The sequence below is a fragment of the Bacillus niameyensis genome, assembly GCF_001375535.1.
Classification (GTDB): Bacteria; Bacillota; Bacilli; order Bacillales; family Bacillaceae_C; genus Lederbergia; species Lederbergia niameyensis.
In genome coordinates this window covers 4,477,286-4,498,431 of record NZ_LN831197.1, presented here as the reverse complement: position 1 = coordinate 4,498,431, position 21,146 = coordinate 4,477,286, and the positions used below count along the sequence as shown (strand labels likewise).

The 21,146-nt window shown below is 37.8% G+C and carries 18 protein-coding genes and 1 riboswitch; of the genes, 3 read left to right on the top strand and 15 right to left on the bottom strand.

Annotated elements, in window-relative coordinates; translation table 11 throughout:
• Positions 1–70 precede the first annotated feature (70 nt).
• The 6 genes from BN1243_RS20675 to BN1243_RS20650 form a co-directional block, all read right to left on the bottom strand.
• Entirely contained in the window at positions 71–673 is a 603-nt protein-coding gene (locus tag BN1243_RS20675; protein WP_062110017.1) for a DUF3267 domain-containing protein, read from the bottom strand.
• 82 nt (positions 674–755) lie between these two features.
• On the bottom strand, positions 756–1,097 hold the full coding sequence (locus BN1243_RS20670) for a hypothetical protein (protein WP_062110016.1): 342 nt from the start codon (positions 1,095–1,097) through the stop codon (positions 756–758).
• Positions 1,098–1,200: 103 nt separating this feature from the next.
• A riboswitch (SAM riboswitch) is annotated at positions 1,201–1,303 on the bottom strand.
• A 51-nt stretch (positions 1,304–1,354) separates the two neighbouring features.
• Complete coding sequence (locus BN1243_RS20665) at positions 1,355–2,347, bottom strand: DNA-processing protein DprA (RefSeq protein WP_062110015.1); 993 nt, start codon at positions 2,345–2,347, stop codon at positions 1,355–1,357.
• Positions 2,348–2,361: 14 nt separating this feature from the next.
• Complete coding sequence (locus BN1243_RS20660; RefSeq protein WP_062110013.1) at positions 2,362–4,077, bottom strand: HAD-IA family hydrolase; 1,716 nt, start codon at positions 4,075–4,077, stop codon at positions 2,362–2,364.
• Between the two features lie 86 nt (positions 4,078–4,163).
• Positions 4,164–5,420, bottom strand: coding sequence for a hypothetical protein (locus BN1243_RS20655; RefSeq protein ID WP_062110012.1), 1,257 nt, complete (start codon positions 5,418–5,420; stop codon positions 4,164–4,166).
• A gap of 621 nt (positions 5,421–6,041) precedes the next feature.
• Positions 6,042–6,494: a DUF421 domain-containing protein gene (locus tag BN1243_RS20650; RefSeq protein ID WP_062110011.1), complete on the bottom strand. Its 453-nt coding sequence runs from the start codon at positions 6,492–6,494 to the stop codon at positions 6,042–6,044.
• A gap of 408 nt (positions 6,495–6,902) precedes the next feature.
• On the opposite strand from BN1243_RS20650, the gene BN1243_RS20645 reads away from it, so the two are divergent.
• From BN1243_RS20645 to BN1243_RS20635, 3 genes are read left to right on the top strand one after another with little or no spacing between them, the layout of a single operon-like run.
• Positions 6,903–7,679, top strand: a complete 777-nt coding sequence (locus BN1243_RS20645; RefSeq protein ID WP_062110009.1) for a DnaD domain-containing protein — start codon at positions 6,903–6,905, stop codon at positions 7,677–7,679.
• Positions 7,676–8,917: a replicative DNA helicase gene (locus tag BN1243_RS20640; protein WP_062110008.1), complete on the top strand. Its 1,242-nt coding sequence runs from the start codon at positions 7,676–7,678 to the stop codon at positions 8,915–8,917. Before BN1243_RS20645 ends, BN1243_RS20640 begins: the two co-directional genes overlap by 4 nt.
• Positions 8,904–9,326, top strand: a complete 423-nt coding sequence (locus BN1243_RS20635) for a hypothetical protein (protein WP_062110007.1) — start codon at positions 8,904–8,906, stop codon at positions 9,324–9,326. The genes BN1243_RS20640 and BN1243_RS20635 overlap by 14 nt, the downstream gene beginning before the upstream one ends.
• Positions 9,327–10,010: 684 nt before the next feature.
• On the opposite strand, the gene BN1243_RS20630 is transcribed toward BN1243_RS20635, so the two are convergent.
• The 9 genes from BN1243_RS20630 to BN1243_RS20590 form a co-directional block, all read right to left on the bottom strand.
• Positions 10,011–11,486: a tetratricopeptide repeat protein gene (locus tag BN1243_RS20630; protein ID WP_062110005.1), complete on the bottom strand. Its 1,476-nt coding sequence runs from the start codon at positions 11,484–11,486 to the stop codon at positions 10,011–10,013.
• A gap of 204 nt (positions 11,487–11,690) precedes the next feature.
• A complete protein-coding gene (locus BN1243_RS20625) occupies positions 11,691–13,718 on the bottom strand; it encodes a GH92 family glycosyl hydrolase (RefSeq protein WP_062110004.1) in 2,028 nt (675 codons plus the stop codon).
• A gap of 411 nt (positions 13,719–14,129) precedes the next feature.
• The gene (locus BN1243_RS20620) at positions 14,130–14,807 is read right to left on the bottom strand and encodes a P-II family nitrogen regulator (RefSeq protein WP_062110003.1); all 678 of its coding nucleotides are present in this window, start codon (positions 14,805–14,807) and stop codon (positions 14,130–14,132) included.
• Complete coding sequence (locus BN1243_RS20615; RefSeq protein ID WP_230200280.1) at positions 14,797–16,344, bottom strand: DUF1538 domain-containing protein; 1,548 nt, start codon at positions 16,342–16,344, stop codon at positions 14,797–14,799. The genes BN1243_RS20620 and BN1243_RS20615 overlap by 11 nt, the downstream gene beginning before the upstream one ends.
• Before the next feature lie 656 nt (positions 16,345–17,000).
• Complete coding sequence (locus BN1243_RS20610; RefSeq protein WP_062110000.1) at positions 17,001–17,795, bottom strand: SDR family NAD(P)-dependent oxidoreductase; 795 nt, start codon at positions 17,793–17,795, stop codon at positions 17,001–17,003.
• 46 nt (positions 17,796–17,841) lie between these two features.
• The gene (locus BN1243_RS20605) at positions 17,842–18,552 is read right to left on the bottom strand and encodes an ABC transporter ATP-binding protein (protein WP_062109999.1); all 711 of its coding nucleotides are present in this window, start codon (positions 18,550–18,552) and stop codon (positions 17,842–17,844) included.
• A complete protein-coding gene (locus BN1243_RS20600) occupies positions 18,545–19,324 on the bottom strand; it encodes an ABC transporter ATP-binding protein (RefSeq protein WP_062109997.1) in 780 nt (259 codons plus the stop codon). The genes BN1243_RS20605 and BN1243_RS20600 overlap by 8 nt, the downstream gene beginning before the upstream one ends.
• Positions 19,321–20,265: a branched-chain amino acid ABC transporter permease gene (locus BN1243_RS20595; RefSeq protein ID WP_062109996.1), complete on the bottom strand. Its 945-nt coding sequence runs from the start codon at positions 20,263–20,265 to the stop codon at positions 19,321–19,323. Before BN1243_RS20595 ends, BN1243_RS20600 begins: the two co-directional genes overlap by 4 nt.
• Positions 20,262–21,137 (bottom strand): branched-chain amino acid ABC transporter permease, encoded by an 876-nt coding sequence (locus BN1243_RS20590; RefSeq protein ID WP_062109995.1) that lies wholly within the window; start codon positions 21,135–21,137, stop codon positions 20,262–20,264. The genes BN1243_RS20595 and BN1243_RS20590 overlap by 4 nt, the downstream gene beginning before the upstream one ends.
• Positions 21,138–21,146 lie beyond the last annotated feature (9 nt).

Genomic DNA, 21,146 nt, shown 5'->3' with positions numbered 1-21,146 from the left:
GACCTCCAATATGCTTAGTTTCGCGCATTTAAATCTTCGACTCTAGCAGACTTACTGAATTTCCCACGATTCACTTCGGCATATACCAGTAGGAATTCATACCAGACAATTGTTGAAGGGATCCTTTTGGCATTTGAAATGTGGCGTTAAATACATTTAGATAATCTCCAACTCCAAACAATAAACTAAGGAATGCAAATGAAAAAACAATTTCTGTAATAGCTAAGTCATGGGGTAGGAAAATCCAGATTATGAGCGGAATAAAGCCGAACACAATATTTGGCAATAACGATAAAAAGATGAATCGTCCTTTTGAAATAGGTGCCGTCGATATAACAAAAACGCCTAGTGCCTTTGGACTAACCCATAGTTCTACTTTTTCCCCTTTTGGAAAAACGATGGCATGTAAATATTCGTGGGGTAGGATCATTAAAAAGGCGAAAAGAATTCCCCATAAATTAAAAATGCTATTTCCAACTAAATCTCCTATTAAGAGCGATTTGATAATGATCGCCAATACAATCAGTATAATAACTGGGATAACAAACAAGCTTGCAACGATATTTAGTTTCAGCATTGAGTCAGGCTCTTTGTATTTCACAGCATGTGCAGGTAGTTCCCCCACTGGAAGTTGGTCCTTACTTTTATAGACTCCTTTCCATACTAACTTCATAGCCTCTCCCCCCTAATTGTTTACATCTATAAGTTAGCAAAATTAACTTTGAAATACTAGTGCGCCCTTTCAGAACTAACTGTCAATTCCTATTCCTGTAAAACAAAATATCTAAATAATTCCCTGTTCCTTTTATTATCGGCAATCCTTGTTCCGCTAACTTCTGCCAAATTTTTCGATCAAGGGCAAACGGGCCTTTTTCTTGAAGAGATTGAACATCATTTTTCGAAAGAACAAGATGATAAAACAAATTATGATGGTTAACGAAAAGTTTATACATGCTCCCTTTCATTATCACCTTCACTTCATACTGCTCATCCCATTCCTGCAGCTGGCTTTCTACTAAGCTAGCTACTTGTGTGAAAAATTCCTCTTCGTTAAAATTTTTAGCCATTAGACCGCGCGTAAATCCAGTCACATTCATCATTGTACTCTCCTTTGTTTAGCTATCAAATAACCTGAAAGAACACACGACTCCAAATAAAAAATCCCTCTTGCCATTGAACGCAAAAGGGATTTCCATTCCGATTTTATCATCCAAAGCAAATTGCTTTGCTGGTCGGAGCACCTTGCCGGAGCAGGTTGCTGTGACGTCGTTGAGCCAGTTCTCTCAGCCACTCTTGATAACTATTTAATTTATGCTTTTATTATAACTTATTCTGTGATAACTCAGCCAATTTTTTAATCAAATAAATTTAACTGTTCAATCGTTTCATCTGAATCACGCTTTAAATCAATCTTTTTTTCGAATCGCTCTTTATGTTCAGTATTGAGTCTTAATTCATAATCTAGTAATGTTTCATGAATTGATTGATACGATTCTTTGTTTTTTAATACAGTAACACCGTTTTTTATTAATTCCATATTTCCCTGAATCGCATTTTCATGTTCATCTTGTTTTAAAGGAATCGGTGTAAATAAAAATCTATTTTGTTTTCGTGTGAACTCGATTGTATGTTGAGTTCCGCTTTTTAAAGGTGTTTGCACGGGGCAAACGCCTAAAGATAAACCACTTTGAATCCGGTCTCTCTTCACGAAATTACCCCGTGTATTTGCTTGGCCGATCGGAGTTTCTGAGAGCCATAATCCATCCCGCTCCAAAATTTCCATTGCCAGTTCTTTATTTTTGGCTGGATAAATTTCTGTCAGGCTCCCTGCTAAAACGGTTATTGTTTTTCCGTTTTCTATCATTAATGCTCCTTCATGACCAGCTGTATCGATTCCTAATGCCAAACCGCTGACGATCGTATATCCCATTCCAGCAAAAGTTGCGGCAATTTTACGGGCAGCTTTAATCCCCATTTCAGTCGGTTCTCTTGTTCCAACGATAGCCAAAGTATGTTTTTCTTTCAGCAGATCTATATTTCCTTTTGCATATAAGAGGGTTGGCGGGTCTGCAATTAACCGTAAATATGTAGGATACCACTCACTTGAAATCGGAATGACTTTAATGCCTTTTTCTTCGTGTACTTTAATTAAATGTTCAGCTTTTTCTTTAGCAAGCTTCATATTTTCCATTGATAACAATTGGCTTACACTTTTTTGCTTCATCAATTCTAAGAGTTCATCAAGATTATCAAAATTTAGGTGTGGATTATTTCCATATAGTTGAATTAACGTTTTACTGCCTACACCTTTAATACAACTGAGTGTGGTCCAGAAGAAATCATTCAATTAGTTCACTCCTACTAAAATTCTAATGGTGCGTATCTATTAAGGGTCCGTATCAATACATTATCATCCAATACTGTATCTATATGCAAACTCATCATTCCAGCCTTATTTCCCGCTTGCAAATCTGTTTTCTGATCGCCTATATTCACTATGTATTCCGGTTTTATCTTTAGCTTTATCGCACATTTTAACAATGGATCTGGAGCTGGTTTACTTCTTAAAGTATCTAACGATGCTATGAGGCAATCATATGTATAGCCATAGGCTGCTAACAATGATTTAGCGTAATTTCTCGGTGATCTAGTCACAATTCCAACTTTAATATTTGCCCGTTGTAATTCTGCTAGTATATCAGGTTGTATAATTATATGTTCTTTTTTAATAAGGCTAGTATCTTTAATAGCCGTTCTTTGCAAGCGATAACTCTCTAAGTGGTCTGTTTGAAGTAGGGTATTATCTAGATCAAAAATAATAGCCTGTATTTCTTTGTCTGCGCTATATTCCTGAACCTCTACCTTCTTTGCGGACCAATGTCCATGATAATCTACGTACTCTTGATTGATAATCTCAAAATTCTTAGAATCAAATTCTCCATTATCCTTCTTACTTGACCAAAATACTTGGTGGTCACTATTTCGAAAACGTAAATGATATTCATTTCCGTCTGAATTAAAAATGACGGGCATGACAGATTGTTCATAGTAGTTAAAGTGCTGTGTAAACGCTAATGGTAAAATGGTTACCTTACTAGCCCCCTCTTTATATAATACCCTGGCGCATTCAGCTGTCGTTGCTCCACTTGTAAAAACATCATCCACTAATAACACATGTCCTGATATTTTTTTCGTACATTTGATATTATCATAAACATGTTGATACTTTTCGTTGAATGTTGGGTATTTTCCAGGAGAGTCATAATCATTAACAGACTCCAATAAATCATGTTCCACTTTTATATCTGCGTCCATAAATTCTTCCATCCCAATAAATCGACTTTCTTTATTAGGCCTTGGTGGCACAATGGCAATATGAGTAACAGTATCGTCACTATTCAAATACTCACCTATTGTTTTGCCAAGTACTTTCTTAACTACGTCTCGCTGATTAAATCTATCTTTTTTAAATCCCAAAATGGCCCTTGATAATGGATGGTGATAATGTCGATTGTCTTTTGATGTAAAATATCGTCCGGTAAAAATAATATCGGCTTCCCAATCGGTATTGGGAATGCGCAGCTTATTAGAAAGCTTAAATAATTTAGACTTTAACTCAGCCTTATTCGGAAAGCCTAATAGCTCACTTGAATAGGTGAACCGTAGATTCGGATGATCGGCGAAACTATTAAAGTTGTCATAATCCCAAACTTCATCTGGCATTACCGTAGTATCAAAATCTAATTGACAGTTTTCCGTTTGTAAATAAACGGTGCTAAATCCGTACTCCACATAATGTTTCATATGGTCTATATTATTTGAAATAATTAATACTCCTGTTTCATCCGTATCCAAATCTTCATACACGATCCATCCGATATCTGTTGGTAAACCTTCAGGGTTAAATGGATACATTCGAGATTCTGTATCTTCTATCAAAGCTTCACTCGCGTATGTAACACTTTTCTTTTTTGATAATTGTTTCATTTTCTCTAAAAAATCACGATTCTCCTGCCAGCCATCTGGACCAGTTAAATCTAAGAATATATTAAAATCTGAGTGGCAATATGTAAACAAGTAATCATCTCCTTAATAAACATCCAACTATTTTACTATATCTTATTACCCGAAAACGTTTCTAGAAAAGTAGTCTTTACTCAACTTTATTTTCTCTTAACCCACGTAAAACCATCGCCTTTTGTAATAAGAGCAACATCAATCGGACCGCCGACAGTCTCTAGTGATATCGACATTTTTCTTTTTAAAGAAGTAATACTTAACAAAGCTTCGGCCATTTCTGCTAACTCCTCAACTGGCAATGCTTCCACAATATCTACAATCGGATCTATAAAGTTTTTTCTTTTATAATGGTACAGTGCTCGATTAAACCTGCGGTATACCTCCAATAACTCATCTGTTATGCTGTCTTCGATTGTTTCCAAATTAGTTTCTTCTTTAAATGAATCCTTTAATTTTTCAGTTAATGTATGGGATAATCCCTCAAATTCTCTTTCTAGACCAGCAAAAACAAACTCCTGCATTTCAATATGTATTCCCGTTAAAAAATTCTCAACCATATCTCTTTGCGCAAGTGGTATGATGCTTGCTCCAAGTGAATTGCTAATACTTTTAGTTTGATGCGGCATAATACTATATTTGATTTTCCCATTTATTTTCCCATCAACTTTAAGTGTGATCACAGATGGATATATTTCCTTACTGCCAAAACCAGCAAACACAATTCCCGAATAATAATTATTGGGAAAATCCTTTAATAAGGCTTGAATAACAATATACTTTATTTCTTCTGTCCATTCTTCTATAAGTAAATGATTCTCAAATTGTTTATGAATCAGTTCTTCCACTTCTGCTCCATACTTTTCAATTAATAGATTAAAGTCACTATTATTAAAAACATCTATGTATTTTTTCTCTTCTAAACTTTGAATTCTATCTCTTAGATAATTCCATCCGTGGTGGATATATAATTCTTGTATATCGTTTTGCAGATTTAGTTCCCCATACTCACTGTATAACGTCATACTTAAATCCGATAAATCGCTATGTATTCCCGAAACGTTTAATTGCAAGGAATTTCTGATAAAGTTTTCTTCATTGCTTTTCGACATAAATTCCTTATATTCATTTTCATTCAGAAAGTGTAAAAAAGCTTCCACATATTCATTTAACGTATCAAACTGATGATCATCCAATTTATTTCTATATATTTTTATAAGCGTTTCCCACGGAACATTTAAAAGGGAAACTGATTCATAGAACATGACTCCCACTGGGTTATGTTTGGAAAGCTCAAACAATTTATTTGCTGAATTATATACCTTTCTGCCCGCAATAGTTACTGCACTATCAGTTGCGAGAGCAATTCCTTTTGTGTTCATTACTACTATTTCCGCCGTCATTATATCCCTCCTTATATTCCATTATAGGTATTTAGTAATAACACATCTAGTAATATTTTATTACGTTCGAAAAAATTGAAAAGGGTATACGGGGTTTTCATTATAGGCGACTAGAGGAAAAACGCTTTATTTAGTGAAAAAAATCCGCCATTCCCTCTTTGGAATAAGGTCGGATTTATTTTTGTTTCTTATATTTGATAGATAATCTCAAGCTAGACACCATTAATAAAGTGAAACTTCAATCAGTGGGGGTTTTTTTCATCCCCACTGATTGTTAGAGGAACAAAGGCTAAATTCGCAACATCCTGTTGCAACGCCTTTGTGACCCGCGTCCTGCGGGCCCGAACCAATCGGGCTTTTACTCTTTAAGGCGCAAGCGCATTGTTCATCGACGTACAAACTTCCTAGCTTCTGACGAGATAAAGGAAACACGGCGAAGAATGAGCCGATGTTGACTTATCGTAGGAAGAAGCGTAGAAGTTTGCTAGTCGATATGCGCTTAAGCTAGATATGGCTGTTGATCCCCCACTTACAATTCTTGGACTCCTCGAATTCTTGAAGTGGGGGTCTTACAGCCAGTTAATGCGGGATAAAAGCCTTTGTTTCCATCGTTCAGCTTTTTTACTTACTCCTCTCTTTCACCGATATTTCTCCCGTTAACTCAAGATAAGCAATTTCCACCGTTTCGATCTCAAAAACTCCTACTACTCTCAGTCTAGACTCTAGTTCTTCTATGGACATTCTTTCTTCTTTTAAGCATTTTTGATCCACTTGACCATCCTTAATAATCAATTTAGGTTTTCCTATCATATACTTTTCTGCTCGATTATACTTCATCGCTAGCCAGTCAACAGCATACATAATGACTACCAAGATCACGAGAATCACAATCATATGCCAAATCGAATATTTCGGCTCAAGTGCCATATCCCAAACTATAGACGCTGCTAAAACAGCAAAGGCGAAATCGATCGCTGTGGCTTGCGCTACCTCTTTCATGCCCATAATACGAATCGCGATAAATAAAAAAGCAATCGATAACGGAAATTTAATGATGAGATTAAGAAACTCCATATCTTTTACTCCCTCTTTCCAAGAATTAGATAAAAACTAATCGAGCTGATTAATTGTCAAAACTCTTGTCAGACTTTCTTGATCCTCCCTATATTTGTTGAGATGAATCACTTTAGATATTCCTTTTTTTGCCAATCTTCAAACCTTAGCGGCTGTGTACTAAGATCAATCATCACAACCGTTTAAGATGTGTAGAACACCCGCTATTCTTCCTATCCACGTATCGTCCACGTTACGTACACAATATAAAGAAAAGAAAATAAAAGAATAGAAAAGACAAAGAATAAGAACGTTGATTTCATCGTAGTGGTATTTTTTTAAAATCTTTTCTTTAAGGGTGTCCTTTTCGCTCGGAATTCTCTATATAGACATTGAAGAGATCAATTATGGTGGAAGGAGAGAGTAAGGATGACAATGTTTCGTATTATACATACTCGTTTTTGGAATGATCCAAAAGTAGTGGAAGAGATGACTCCAGAGGATCGCTATTTATTTCTTTATTTGTTGACGAACGATAAAACGACCCAAATTGGGATATACCAGATTATGATTAAGCAGATGGCTTTTGATACGGGTTATTCACTTGAGACGATTTCAAGTATCTTTCGACGCTTGCAAGATGAGCATAAGCTTGTGAAATATAATTCGGAAACGCGTGAACTAGCGATTAAAAACTGGGGCCAATACAATTTAACACGCGGTGGAAAACCAATGGAAGATTGTGTAAAAAGTGAGTTAACACGAGTGAAGGACCGTTCCCTTATCCAGTATGTAGGCGAGTCGGTCAAGCATCAAGGCATTCGTGAATTATTCCTAAGTGCTGCTCCTGAATCCGCTATAGATCCTAATTTCTCAGAGTTGTATAGTAAGGCAATGCAATTTTACCAACAAAATTTCGGTATACTTTCAGCTTATATCGGAGAAGAGATCATAGATTCAATCGATGAATTTGGCGAGGAACTAGTAATAGAAGCGATGAAGATTTCACTGTCTATTGGGATTAGAAACTGGCGCTACACTTATGGAATTTTAAAAAGATGGCGCGATCAAAATGTGAAAACTTTGAATGATGTATTGGCTTTGGAGCAGGAATTTCAACAAAGGAAAGCGAGTCCTACCCAGGCTGCATCGAATCACTTGAAAGTATATGTCCACAACCCTTCAGCAGGAGAAGATGAAGAATGACGATTGAAAAAGCGGTTCTTGGAACAATGTTAAAGGAGAACTATTTAATCTCCGACTCGATTGTCCGTCCAGAGTTTTTCGAAGATCCACGTCACCAAGCACTTTTTAGAGAAATGAGAGTTTTACAGGAAAATAGAACAGTGGTTGATATGATTACAATTTCAACCGCAGTCAACTTGGAAGCATTCGGAGGTATTTCCTACCTTTATGACTTACAATCCTATGCTTCAGCAAAAAAATTCGATGACTACGAACAGCTTCTTCTAGAACAATGGAAAGAACGGGAAAAATGCAATATTTTAACACGAGCAAAAGAAGAAGATTGGAGTATTCAACAAGTAACTACAGCGTTGGATCAACTGAATGAAGCGAAACTAGATGATCACTTTTCCATTTCAATGGCTTTATCCGAAGTGTATGAATCACCTTGGCAAGAAAATAAAGCGGTTCAAGGGGTACTAAGTGGTTTAAAAAGGTTAGATCAAATGACAAATGGTTTTCAAGCGGGCGAATTGACAGTCATTGCGGCCAGACCTTCCATGGGAAAAACGGATGTCATGCTTCATTTTGCTAAAGAAGCGGGATGGAGATCCTTCCTCCCGATTATTTTTTCAATAGAAATGCCTTATGAGCGGATTGTTCAACGGATGATTGCTTCAACTGGTCGGATCAACCGTGCAAAACTAAGGAATCCAAAAGATAATCTTAACTCTGAACAAAAGAAAAATTGGGCAACCGTGATTGGACGCTTATCTGCAACAGATATTCAAATTTTCGATGGAGCTAGACAAACTGTTGCTGAAATGCGGGCGAAGACGAGAAAACTAGTTTACCAATTTCCCGAGCGAAAACCGATCATCTTCATTGACTACTTAACACTCATTCGTCCTGAACATCATTATGGCGGGAATTTACATTTACAAGTCTCCGAGATTTCTAGGCAATTAAAGGTTCTTGCAAAAGATATGAACTGTCCCGTTGTACTGTTAGCTCAACTAAACCGAGCTGTGGAGCAAAGACAAAACAAGCGGCCACTCATGTCAGACATCCGTGAATCCGGAAGTGTCGAACAAGATGCCGATGTGATTCTCTTTCTCTATCGCGATACATATTATCATCCCGATTCTGATCAGAAACATCTAGAATTGCTCGTAGCCAAAAATCGTAATGGACCTGTTGGCGTTGTTTCAGCCAATTATAATCCTTTTACTGGAGGAATTGATGATGTCAACCATTAAAACTCTATTCGAAGATGCTGTTCAATACGAAGAATCACTGCTTGCCCATCATATTTTTTGTTTAGTTCAAGAAGGAAAAATCAGTTGGCATGACCCTGACTCCATACTCTCAAATATAGAGCCAAACTTTGAAAAATTAGAAAGCATGCACGAATCCAATTTTCTTGGCCTTTGTCCGATAAAAATATTCTCCCTTAAATTGGAACGAGGGCAATGGGCATTTGTATACGCTAAAGACCCAGCGGAAGCAAGCCAATACGTACAAAGAACAGTGGGGAAAAAGCCATTAAACTGCCACGAACTCTCCCCTGATTTCGAAATATACTACGGCAATCGGATTCTAAATTTCCGGGCTCTGAAAAAAGAACAAACGGAATTCCCTTGTTTAATTATGTATTATGAGGGATGAAAATAGAAAGCAGTGCCTGCTTGTCCCCCAATCTGTTATAGCGGTGAAAGATTGGCGGGCAGGCATTACTCACGGGCATTATACTCATCAATAATCCCCGTATATTCTTCTCCTATTTCACGAATAAACGTAACAACATCCTTATTGGAATGAAGGAACTCTATTGTTTTATCACGCATGAACCATTCAAACTGATCGTCATCTGAATATCGCGGTAAAGTTAAACTTTGAGATTGAGATGCTTCTTTCTACTGTTAGTCTTCTAGCTAAATCCACTACTTCTTCCCAAGTCATCCCATCTTCTGGATACGATTCACCTAACAGATTTAAAATATCTTTATTATAAAACAGTTTAAAAATTGCACGTTGGCTATCAATTACCCCTGTTAATTACCAATTCAAATACTAACAAGCCCTTCCATAGCATGATGCTCGATTCGATTTTCTCCCCTACTTTCTTAACTTAACTCATTTTCTCCTGAATTTCCGTTATAAAAGCAGTGAAAAATCCGACTTTTCCCCAGAGGAATAGGGTCGGATTTTTATATCTGAATACCAAGAGGTAGCTCTTCTGTCCTGTCCTGTTCTGGGTAGAAACTCCACAGCCAAAAAGTTATATAAAACATTAAATTTAATAGATTTTCTGTTCGTATGGAACGGAATCCTATTTTATCGTCCCCGATATTATTCACTACCAAGCAAAATTGGCAATTTTTTTTCGTGTAGAACTTCATCACAAAAACGTTGAATTTCTAGACTTTCATCCTTCTCGTATTCCATTGCCTGTTTTAAACTTTCCAACTTCCGGGAACAACTCTCTATTTCATTTTTATAAAAATTAGCAATCCGTTTATCTTCTTCATTCATGAATAGACCTAAAGGCTTTTTATGTTTTTTAAATTCCTTACTATAATTTTCCATCTTCTTCTCTTCTACAGCTATTTCATTTCTCAGGACGCCCCGAAAGCTCGATCCATGGGGACGAAACTTATTAATATACTGGATTATTTCATCGCGTTTGTTATTGAACAGATCACATTGTTTTTCTACAAGTTCAACATATCGGCAAAGAGAGAAATAAGAATCATCCGTTGAACTTATTAACCCCCTAAGATTATCCAAAATACGATTCAACGCTTCATAGTCATACTGAAAAACATTAATAAGCGAGTGATAGTTATAAGGAATACCGGGTTTATTGGGTCTAGCTATATAAGCGAAACCATTTTCTAATTTATAAAGTGTTTCATTTAAAAGCGTATTCCTTTTTTCAGTATAGTCATAATCTGGAAGAGTTAGATTTGAGAGTGTATGAATAATCTTATCCCTGTATTCTACTCTTTCGCGTTTCATGTTTAAAAGTACAGATTCTAATTCAGGCTTTATTTGTTTAAAGGCTGAATCAACTAATGCATATCCGAAATATTGTGGGTCGCTTTCAATGACTAACTGCAGTTTTGAAAGTGCTTCCTCCCCTTCATTCAGCAACGCTAAATATCTCACTTCTTCATAAAAATATTGGGTCTCATTATTTTGCTGTTCCATCGCCTTCTGAATATGGATCAGCGCGTTATTCAAATCATTATTCTTTTCATATAGTCTGGCAAGTAAATAATATGTATAGCCCATAATTTCTAGATAGTTCTTAGGGGCAAGGAAAATACTTTCTTTCGCATATTCCAGCGCCTTGCCATATTCTTTGTCATTCATATATAAATTGGCAAGTTGAATATAGGAACGATAATGTAACGGGTTTAAATCTATAGCTTCAACTAATAATCTTTCCGCATGCATCATTGCCCCGCGAGAGATTAAATCAACGGCCATATCATATTTCTCTAAAGCAGATGTTTTATTTGGGGCTTTTAATGTGGCATCAATGCTTGCTAATAAATGATTGCGCTCTTTGTTTTGCAAATACATGTGGGAACCGAAATCTTTAACAAAATCAACTAATTCGCTTATTTGGTCAGACAAATAATTCATTTCCACTGTCATTTCTTGAAAGCCTTGCTCGGTGATCTCATTAAGCATGTTAATATTGGAACCAATATTATAAGTTGACGATGCCACCTCGGAGTTAACGGAAGAAATATTTGCTAGTTTAGAAGATAAATCATGAGACATCCGATAGACATCTGCTTCAAAATATAAATTCAAATCGATCGTCCTCCTAGAAAAATTAATACAAAAAGATTATACCAAAGTCTAGGAGAAAAGGACCAGAATTATCAAGGTGTGGGAGACGGCTTTTGTGGATTGCTTCGCACAACATTCAACTACTTTTTTATAGATTTTAACGTACTTGTCCCTACTATAGAAAAAATCCAACTCACTCCGATTTAGGTGAGTTGGATTTTTCTATTACTTATTCATATTGGCTAAATAAGTTTCGAGGTCGATCCCCTTAATACGAGCATTCTTAACCAAGCTAGTGGATCGAACATATTCATTCTTGCCTGGACAAAGCGGATACAGGCCTAAACTACTAAATACGTACCAAGCGGCCATTGTGCCGTTATCTTCATCTCCTGGGAATCCATCATTCTCGGCAGTGAATAATTCATCACAAATCTTTTTAACCCAGTAATCGGTTTTTTCTTGCTCACCAACTGCTGAATAAAGATAAGGAATATGGAAGCTCGGTTGATTGGAAATGGCGCATTGTCCAAAATCAACTGCGGCCATCTCGGACATTTCATGAATTTCCCCGCCATAACCTCCTACATTGAAACGAGGTTCAGCAGCGAATAATTCATCTAGCTTTTGCAAAAACTTTTCTTTTCCGCCATAAAGTTCAACTAGACCTGCAACATCATGCGGAACAAAGAAACTAGGTGGGAATGCGGAGCTTTCGGTATAATCTCTTCCCCATGTGTAAGGATCAAAGTTCGGTCTGAACTCCCCTTTACTATCACGTGCCCGCATAAATCCTGTTTCTGCATCGAATAAGTGGCGATAGTTCTTCGCGCGCGCACGATATTCTTCTTCGATCTCTGTTTTGCCAAGAACTTTAGCTACTTCAGCAATACAAAAATCACCATATGCCGCATCTAATGTTAAGTTGACACTTTCTCCTTCAAGATCATAAGGCACATATCCATGTTCTAAATAAGCTTTTACACCATTACGACCATTTCTAGCATCCGGTGCTGCTTCATTTGCATGTTTGAGCATACCTTCAAGCGCTTTTTCCAACAATTCATTGCTGACAAGACCCTTAACAGCTGCATCGGCAATCACTGCATCGATTAATGTACTAGGCATACAATTGACCGCACCAGTGGAAATCCAACGTGGCAGCCATCCGCCATATACATAATCATTCACAAACCCTTCAAGCATTTCAGCATACTCTTCTTTTGCAATCAGTGAATATAGAGGATATACAGTGCGATACGTATCCCAGAATCCATTGTCAGTGTAACGAACACCTGGATAAACTTTTCCTGTGTCCGGTGAATAGTGAATCGGATTACCTTGTGCATCATACTCATAAGCTTTATGCGGGAATAGGAATGAGCGATACATACATGAATAGAAAGTACGCATCTGTTCTTCGGTCTCTGTTTCCACTTCTATGCGAGATAGATAACTCTCCCATTTTTCCTCTGCTTGAGCATGGACTTGCTCATATGTTTTACCAATTAGCTCCTGCTCTAGGTTTAGAATCGCCTGCTCTTCACTAATATAGGAAATCGCCACTCTTCCAGTTACCTTCTTACCATCAAAGACAATATGGATCCCCGCTTTTTCACCTTCAATAGATTTTCCTTCCTTAATGGAACTGTTAGAACCTAGTGAAATAAGAGTTTTATCCGCGATGATCGGCGTATCAAATTCCATCACATAATACGTTTTAAAATTCTTCGCAATATCTAACGAATGGTAAGTAGTATAGCCATATACACGGCCATTCTCAGCGTCAACGCGGTGACCCATTTCCCCGCCAACAGGCAAAATAGACAATACAGCTTGTTCTTCGCCACGGTAGTCTAGTTCAATGGCTGCTCCACGTTCTGTAGGTGAAATCGTCATTTGCGTCCGATAGCGCAGAAAATTAACATTTAAGTAATCAGGATTTAGCTTTGCTTCTTGTGGGCGATAGCTTGACCAATTCGTCCACGTCTCTGCCAAAGGCCTTTCGCGCTGTGGCAGAAGAACGAAACAGCCGTAATCCCCAATCCACGGACTTGGTTGATGACTCAAACGGATTCCTTCTAAAGAACGATCATCTGGATGGAAAAACCAGCTTCCTCGATCAACTTGTGTTTGTGGAACAAATGAAACCATTCCGAACGGCATTTGCGTTAATGGTAAAGTATTCCCATTTGAAAAACGCGGCACAGATTTACTGCCTTGTTTTATATTCACATAAGGTAAATACTGCATTGTTTCCTCTCCTCTTCAATAAAAGTAATAATACTCGGAGTTTTCACCATTAAGGATAATCTATTCCTGTTATTATTTCTACATTATTAACTTCAGATTCTATGGAATTATTAATTATACTAAAATATTTTTGCAAGTGTTGTTCTTGAGTTAGCAAATCTGTACGCTGGTACCTAGCAAAGTACTTTGAATGATGTAAATGAAATCATTAACGGAGCCTTTGATTCAAAAGCAGTATCAGAACTTGAGTTTATCGGGAGTTTACAATCTTCATCTTAGGAAGACTGGAAGCTACATTCCAACAAGTTTCGCTACTAGGAAGCTCCTTTCCTCCAATCTTATGTAATGGTAGATTGGAAAAATTAAAAACGGCAAGCCAAATCACTACATAATTGGCATGCCGTCTTCGATTTATTCTTTCCCTTCATATAATCCATATGTTTTATTTACATCTTGAATGAATATGATCCCATTACCGGGCTCATCGATTTTAAGCTTATTTCTAATTGAGGAGACGATGGATTCGGTGCTTTCTATTTTTGATAGAATTATCACGACCTCTTTCTCAGGTTCAATATCCATTGCAAAAAGCTTACTCGTTTCATGGATCCCCGAGCCCCTTGCATTAATGATTGTTCCTCCTTTAGAGCCTGCCTCGGTCGCTGCATCAATGACAAGCTCCGCATTCCCTTTTTCGACAACCACTGTAATCGCATGGTACATGATAGGTTCTGCACCCCTTCCTCCTTCAATATAATCACTTTTATAACTACTAGCACCTACAATCCGGCAAACTGAAGTTGTAAACGCAATACCATGATTAGGTTTTGTAAACTTAAATTTCTTATCGAGTTGTTCAAGAGCATGCCTAACTGTTCCTCTGGCTCCAACCATTAAGACAATCTCTTTTCTAGCATCATCTAGGGCAAGCAATTCCAAGAGGCGGCTTTTAATCGTACCTTTTCCTAGTAACACAGTCCCGCCTGAAATGCCGCTTTTCTTAGCAGTTTGCATGACTTTGCTTCCCAATCCATAGTTTACGATAGTACATACTTGCTCAAGATCGGTCATCTCGGAATCACCCAACATTAGGCTCTACTCCTTCCTTTTTTGATTTTATTTTAAAGACAAGTCCTAAAACCTGTAAAGCGATTAAAGGTGTCATAGCGACCATCGCAATCATACCGAATCCGTCGATTAAAACATTTGCCCCATCAACAGCCTCAGCAACCCCTTGTACAAAGGCTAATATAAATGTAGCTGTCATTGGACCTGATGCAACGCCCCCTGAGTCAAAAGCAATCCCCACGAATAATTTTGGAACAAAAAAGGTCATTGTTAAGGCAATCGCATAACCAGGCAATAGATAATGCCATAATTGAAGCTCAGGAATGAGTATTCTTAATACTGATATAAGGACGGCAATACCTACGCCGATCGCAAGGGTTCCCATTACTACATTCCTTTTGACATATCCGCTCGTCACATCCTCAATCTGATGAGTAAGAACATGAACTGCCGGCTCAGCCAAAATCGTCACCAATCCCAAAACGAATGCGACAATAATAACATATGCTTTATTATCTAAGGAGGCAATACTAAAGCCTACAGCACTACCAACGTCCATAAATCCGGCATTTACACCAACTAAAAATAATACAAGGCCTATGAACGTAAATAAAAGTCCCATTAAAATTTTTCTAACAGCTTTCTTTGACATTTTAAACGATATTTTCTGAAATACAAGGAAAATTAAGAAAATAGGTAACAAGGCCACAACAATTTCTTGGGAAATGATCGGGATTTTCTGTAGAAAAGGACCAATGACTGAAATTGAGCTGGCATCTACTTGTTCAAGACTTCCTGTCATTTTATCTGTTTTCGAAATAATATTCATAATCATAACGGCGATAATTGCACCTGTAGAAGCAATCGCCACTAAGCCAAAACTATCTTTCTCAGAAGCTTTACTATCCTTTTTTAGCATAGAAACACCTAAAGCAAGGGCTAAAATGAACGGTACTGTCAATGCGCCAGTCGTTGCTCCAGAAGCATCGAAGGATATAGCTAAAAATTCCGGTGACGTGAATAAAGCAAGAACAAAGATGATAAGGTATAAAACTATCAACAATTTATAGAGTGGGATATTGTAAACAATTCGGACAAGTCCCGTAGCAATCAAAACGCCAATACCGATTGATACTACAATAACAAGACTTGATTTTGAAATTAGACCAGATGTGACAGAATCAACCTGTCCAGCGAGAATATGTAAATCTGGTTCGGCAATAGATATGAAAAAGCCAAGTAGAAGACCTGCTATGATAACCATCCAAAGTTTATTTGATTTGGCAATGGTGGAACCCATTGATTGACCAATAGGAGTGATTCCAAGATCGACACCAATTAAAAAGATAGCTAGACCAATAATAATTAAAACGGCTCCAATTACGAACCGGATAATGAAAGATGAATCGAGAGGAGTTAACGTAAAGTTTAATAATAAAACTATGATCGTAATGGGGAGTACTGCATACAATACTTCTTTTAATTTCGAAACAAGAATATTCAAATACAGATCATTCCTTTCTATATGAAGCGAAAGTTTTTGGAATACCACTACCATATGATAAAAAAGTCTGTTACAAAAGGACATACGTATGCCTTAGTGACAGACTCCACCTAAAAAAAACAATATAGAATTAGAGAACTAACTTACTATTATTATCTCATAAAGATGTGTATTTAATAAAGAATTTGATAATAATATTATTAAAAAAATTTGTACGGATATTCCTCTCCTTTAGCAAAATCGTCCAAAGAATCCAGTTAATGCGTAGAAAATAATTTAATCCGTAAGACTTCCCTTCTTTATCCCTCAAAAGAATCTTAAAAAATGTCACTTTATTATTTCAACTATTAAGCTGACTACAAAAATAGTGAGCAAGCATAATAAAAGCAATTTCCACCATTTCATATTATTAAACTCCTTTTAATCAATTTTTCACGAATATGAAACTCTCATTCTCTGAATTTCAACATAAAAACACAGGCAATTTCTTGTATGGAATAGCCTGTGAATGGTTGTGTACACCTTTAAAGTTGTTCATACAAATGATAACGAGAGCTGAGTGTTTGAAATTCTTCCGCCTTTTCCAAAAACTTTTCTTGCTTCGCTTGTCCTAAACGTAATCGGTAAAGCCATAACCACCCCCTTCTAAAATAATTCTTTCCTTTCGAACTCCTTGATGAATTGTGGTGCCAGCATTTAAATGACACCCTCTACCGTAAAACCACCCCACCTGAAATTTTCAGACTCTCACCTATAATATTTCGCGAAGCATCAGATAGGAGGAAGGCGATGGAGTTAGCGACCTCTGTTGGTGTCGTAATCCGACCGGATGGGATGTTGCTTTCAACGATTCGCCGCTTTTCTGTAAAACTCTGGTCGGTCCCTTTAGTTTGGATGACAGCTTTCCCCATGTCGGTGTCGACGAAGCCTGGACAAACAGCGTTAACACGGATACCATATTGAATAGCTTCTAGAGCAATGCAATGGGTGAAGCCAATGAGTGCAAATTTAGATGAGACATATGCAGTGTTTCCAAAATTGCCACGCAGTCCAGAGAGAGAGGCTACGTTAACGATCGCACCCTGTTTACGCTCTTTCATCTGTTCGTATATTTTCTGGGTTAATAGGACGGTTGAGGTGAAGTTAATGGACATGATACGGTTTAAACTTTCTTCGTTCAATTCCTCAACGGTACCGTATTCATATACCCCAGCGTTATTTACTAGCATCGTGACGGTGCCCACCTCGCTCTGTACAAAATCCAATAGTTTCTCACGTTCCTCTTCGCTACCTAAATCACAGGCAAAACTATATATCTCGCGATCATGGTATTCACGTTTAAGGGTTCTTTCCAGGTAGGATAACTTTTCTAGATTGCGCCCTGTTAAAAGCACCTTCGCTCCTAAACTCAAAAGTGTTTTTGCTGTCGCCGAACCGATGCCTCCCGTAGCGCCGGTAATTAAAATCGTCTCTCCTTGAAAAGCTTCGCTTGAAAATAAAGACAATTTGCTCCCTCCTAGTTGATTGGATACTCTCCCCTAATATAGAGGGTTATACTCTTCTAGCACCCAGATACACATGCATTATCTCATCCTCCGCGGCTAATTCCGCAGGCGTTCCTTCGTATACCAATTTTCCGGACTGGAGGACATAAATCCGATCTGCATATTTCATCGCCAATTTAACATTTTGTTCGATTAATAGAATCGTCATTCCCTCCTGATGGATTTGATCCACTAGTTCGAACACCGATTTTATCATTAATGGAGCTAAACCTAGGGATGGTTCGTCAAGCATTAAGAAGGATGGTTTAGCCATTAATGCTCTGCCAATCGCCAACATTTGTTGCTCGCCGCCACTAAGGTTCCCTGCTCGCTGTTTTTTTCTTTCCTTTAATATGGCGAACAGTCCGTATATCCGCTCTAAGTCTTCTTTTATCACATTTCTGCTACGATGATATCCGCCCAAAAGCAGGTTTTCCTCAACCGTCATTTCATTGAAAATTCTTCTTCCTTCTGGGACATGGCTAATGCCAATTTCGGATATTTTTTCAGGGGCAACTTTCGAAATGTCCTTTCCAGCAAACATGATCTTGCCTTCCTTGCGAGGAATTAAATTAGAGATTCCCTTCAAGATAGTGCTTTTCCCTGCCCCGTTGGAACCAATAATCGCTACGATTTCCCCTTTTTCCACGTGGAGATCAACTCCGTGGACGACATTCCCTGCACCGTAGGATAATTTTAAATTAGATATATTAAGCATTGATCAGATCATCCCCTAAATAAGCTGACCGTACCGCATCACTCGCCATTACTTCCTGCGGAGTTCCACTGAAAATCAACTTTCCATAATCAAGAACTAAGATCCTTTCGCAAAGATCCATAACAACATCCATATCATGTTCGATTAATACGACAGTAATGTTATAGTCTTTTTGTACTTGCTCGATCAATTGAACAAGTTCTTTTCCTTCTGCAGGATTCATTCCTGCTGCAGGTTCATCTAAAAATAAAACTTCTGGGTCAGTCGCAAGTGCCCGAACAATTTCGACACGACGCTGATCCCCGTAAGATAGATTGTTCGCCAATTCGTTTCTTTTATCTAAAAGGGAAAAGGTCTCAAGCAATAACTCTACTCTTTCTTGTAAAACCATTTCCTCTCTCCTCCATGTTTTTGTGTGAAATAGATTCGCAAAGAAGTTACGGTTAGCCGATTTATGCGTGGCAGCTAAAACATTTTCAAAAACAGTTTGTTCTTCCAACAAACGGATATTTTGAAAGGTGCGTGCAATCCCTGCTTGAGCAAAATCCACCATCTTTTTACCTGTTATATCTTTTCCAAATAGATGGATTGTACCATCCGTAGGCTTAATGGCTCCACTTAGTAAATTGAAGACCGTTGATTTTCCGGCACCATTTGGTCCAATAAGACCAACAAGTTCAGACTTTTTCAGTTCAATTTCAAATCGATCTACTGCTCGAACACCGCCAAAGGATTTTCCTAGGTTTCGAGCTTCCAAGATAGCCTTTGTCAATGTTCTCCGCCTCCTATTTTCCCTTTAATCCACTTAGTTGGCAGACTACCAAGTAATCCTCGTGGTGCAAAAGGAAGAATTCCAATCAAAATTAATCCATAAATTAACATCCGATAATCGACCAGTTCTCGTAAAGCTTCCGGTAAAACGGTTAATAATATAGCTCCAACAACCGGACCTAAAATATGGTTCATCCCACCAATCACAACCATCGCAAGCAATATGAATGATTCCATTAAGTTGAAATTATCATAGTTAATATAAGCGCTATAATGGGCGAAGATACTTCCAGCATAGCCAGCAATTCCTGTAGAAATTGTAAAAGCAGCAACTTTGTAATGGACTGTGCGAATCCCAAAAGATGAAGCTACAATTTCATCTTCACGAATCGTTATTAGAGCTCTTCCGATGACTGAACGATTCAAACTATACAATCCCATTAAAAGTACAATTAAACTGACCAAGACAAAATAATAAATTTTCGTTTCACTATCCAACATAAAGCCGAAAATGGATGGATAAGGAATACCTGCGATCCCGTTCGGACCATTCGTCAGATTCTCCCAATTGAGAAAGACCATCTGGGCAACGATTCCGAAGGCAAGTGTTCCCATTGCAAGATAATGCCCTTTCAATTTCAAAATCGGTACTGAAAAAAGAAACCCGATAAATGCTGACATCAAAAAGGAGCACAACAAAGCAACTAGAAACGGAACGTCATAGCGAACAGTTAATATGGCTGATGTATAGGCACCAACTCCAAAAAAGGCAACATGGCTCAAAGAAACTACGCGAATTCCCCCCACTACCAAGCCCAAACTAGTAGCTAAAATGGCGTATATAAGTGAAAGGACAATGATATGCATAAAATAATGACTTTCAATAAGCAATGGTAAAACAAGGGCTAACAAGACGATGATTAAAGGAATCCATTTTCTCATAGTTTTTCCTCCGTAGTTTTTCCAAGAATTCCTTTAGGCCGAAGTAAAAGAACTAAAATGAGAATCCCCATTGATACGACGTCTTGTAAGGAAATATTAATATAAGCTGCCGTAAAAACTTCTAATACACCCAATACTAAGCCCCCGATGACCGCACCACTCATGCTTCCTAGACCACCAAGAATAGCAGCCGCAAACGCCTTTATCCCCATTGAAAAACCAAAGGATGGAAAAATCGCTCCATATAATGATCCGGTTAAAACCGCTGCTGCCCCAGCCAATATGGAGCCAACAACAAATGTTAAAATATAAATGCGTTCTGTCTTAATTCCCATCATTCGGGCTGTTTCTGAATCATTCGCTGTGGCTCGAACCGCTCTCCCAGAACGTGTATGAAATAGCCAATAATTAAACAGTAACATGATAACAAAGACAGAAATAAAAATGACAATTCGAACACCAGATATAGTGATGTCCCCTAATTGCAATGGACTAATCGAAAGCCCCATAGAGAAATTTTTCTGTCCTGGCTCCCAAATGATTAATGCTAGATTTTGAAGAATAAGAGAAACCCCAATTCCGCTTATCAACGGGATAATATGAAAAGACTTTCGATAAGGCTTAAAGGCCAATCGCTCTACTAAAAATCCTAAAACAGCCGCCGAGATCACACCGATCAGGAGAAGAACGATAAAATGGACCTGGTCACTTATTGTAATTACGGTGTAGACGATATAGCCACTAAACATTAAGACATCCCCGTGCGAAACGTGGAACAGCTTTAACACCCCAAATATTAAGGTAAAGCCTAGCGCAACGAGAGCATAAACCCCTCCCAGTGCTAGGCCATTAATTAATGTTTCAATGAACAAGTGAATCCC

Excerpts from the sequence above, each read along its gene's own strand:
- BN1243_RS20620 (WP_062110003.1), bottom strand. The coding sequence starts at position 14,807 with ATGTTGGGTGATTCCGAGATGACCGATCTTGAGCAAGTATGTACTATC.
- BN1243_RS20645 (WP_062110009.1), top strand. The coding sequence starts at position 6,903 with ATGACAATGTTTCGTATTATACATACTCGTTTTTGGAATGATCCAAAA.
- BN1243_RS20675 (WP_062110017.1), bottom strand. The coding sequence starts at position 673 with ATGAAGTTAGTATGGAAAGGAGTCTATAAAAGTAAGGACCAACTTCCA.
- BN1243_RS20635 (WP_062110007.1), top strand. The coding sequence starts at position 8,904 with ATGTCAACCATTAAAACTCTATTCGAAGATGCTGTTCAATACGAAGAA.
- BN1243_RS20605 (WP_062109999.1), bottom strand. The coding sequence starts at position 18,552 with ATGCTTAATATATCTAATTTAAAATTATCCTACGGTGCAGGGAATGTC.
- BN1243_RS20595 (WP_062109996.1), bottom strand. The coding sequence starts at position 20,265 with ATGAGAAAATGGATTCCTTTAATCATCGTCTTGTTAGCCCTTGTTTTA.
- BN1243_RS20655 (WP_062110012.1), bottom strand. The coding sequence starts at position 5,420 with ATGACGGCGGAAATAGTAGTAATGAACACAAAAGGAATTGCTCTCGCA.
- BN1243_RS20615 (WP_230200280.1), bottom strand. The coding sequence starts at position 16,344 with ATGGTAGTGGTATTCCAAAAACTTTCGCTTCATATAGAAAGGAATGAT.
- BN1243_RS20650 (WP_062110011.1), bottom strand. The coding sequence starts at position 6,494 with ATGGAGTTTCTTAATCTCATCATTAAATTTCCGTTATCGATTGCTTTT.
- BN1243_RS20625 (WP_062110004.1), bottom strand. The coding sequence starts at position 13,718 with ATGCAGTATTTACCTTATGTGAATATAAAACAAGGCAGTAAATCTGTG.
- BN1243_RS20670 (WP_062110016.1), bottom strand. The coding sequence starts at position 1,097 with ATGAATGTGACTGGATTTACGCGCGGTCTAATGGCTAAAAATTTTAAC.
- BN1243_RS20640 (WP_062110008.1), top strand. The coding sequence starts at position 7,676 with ATGACGATTGAAAAAGCGGTTCTTGGAACAATGTTAAAGGAGAACTAT.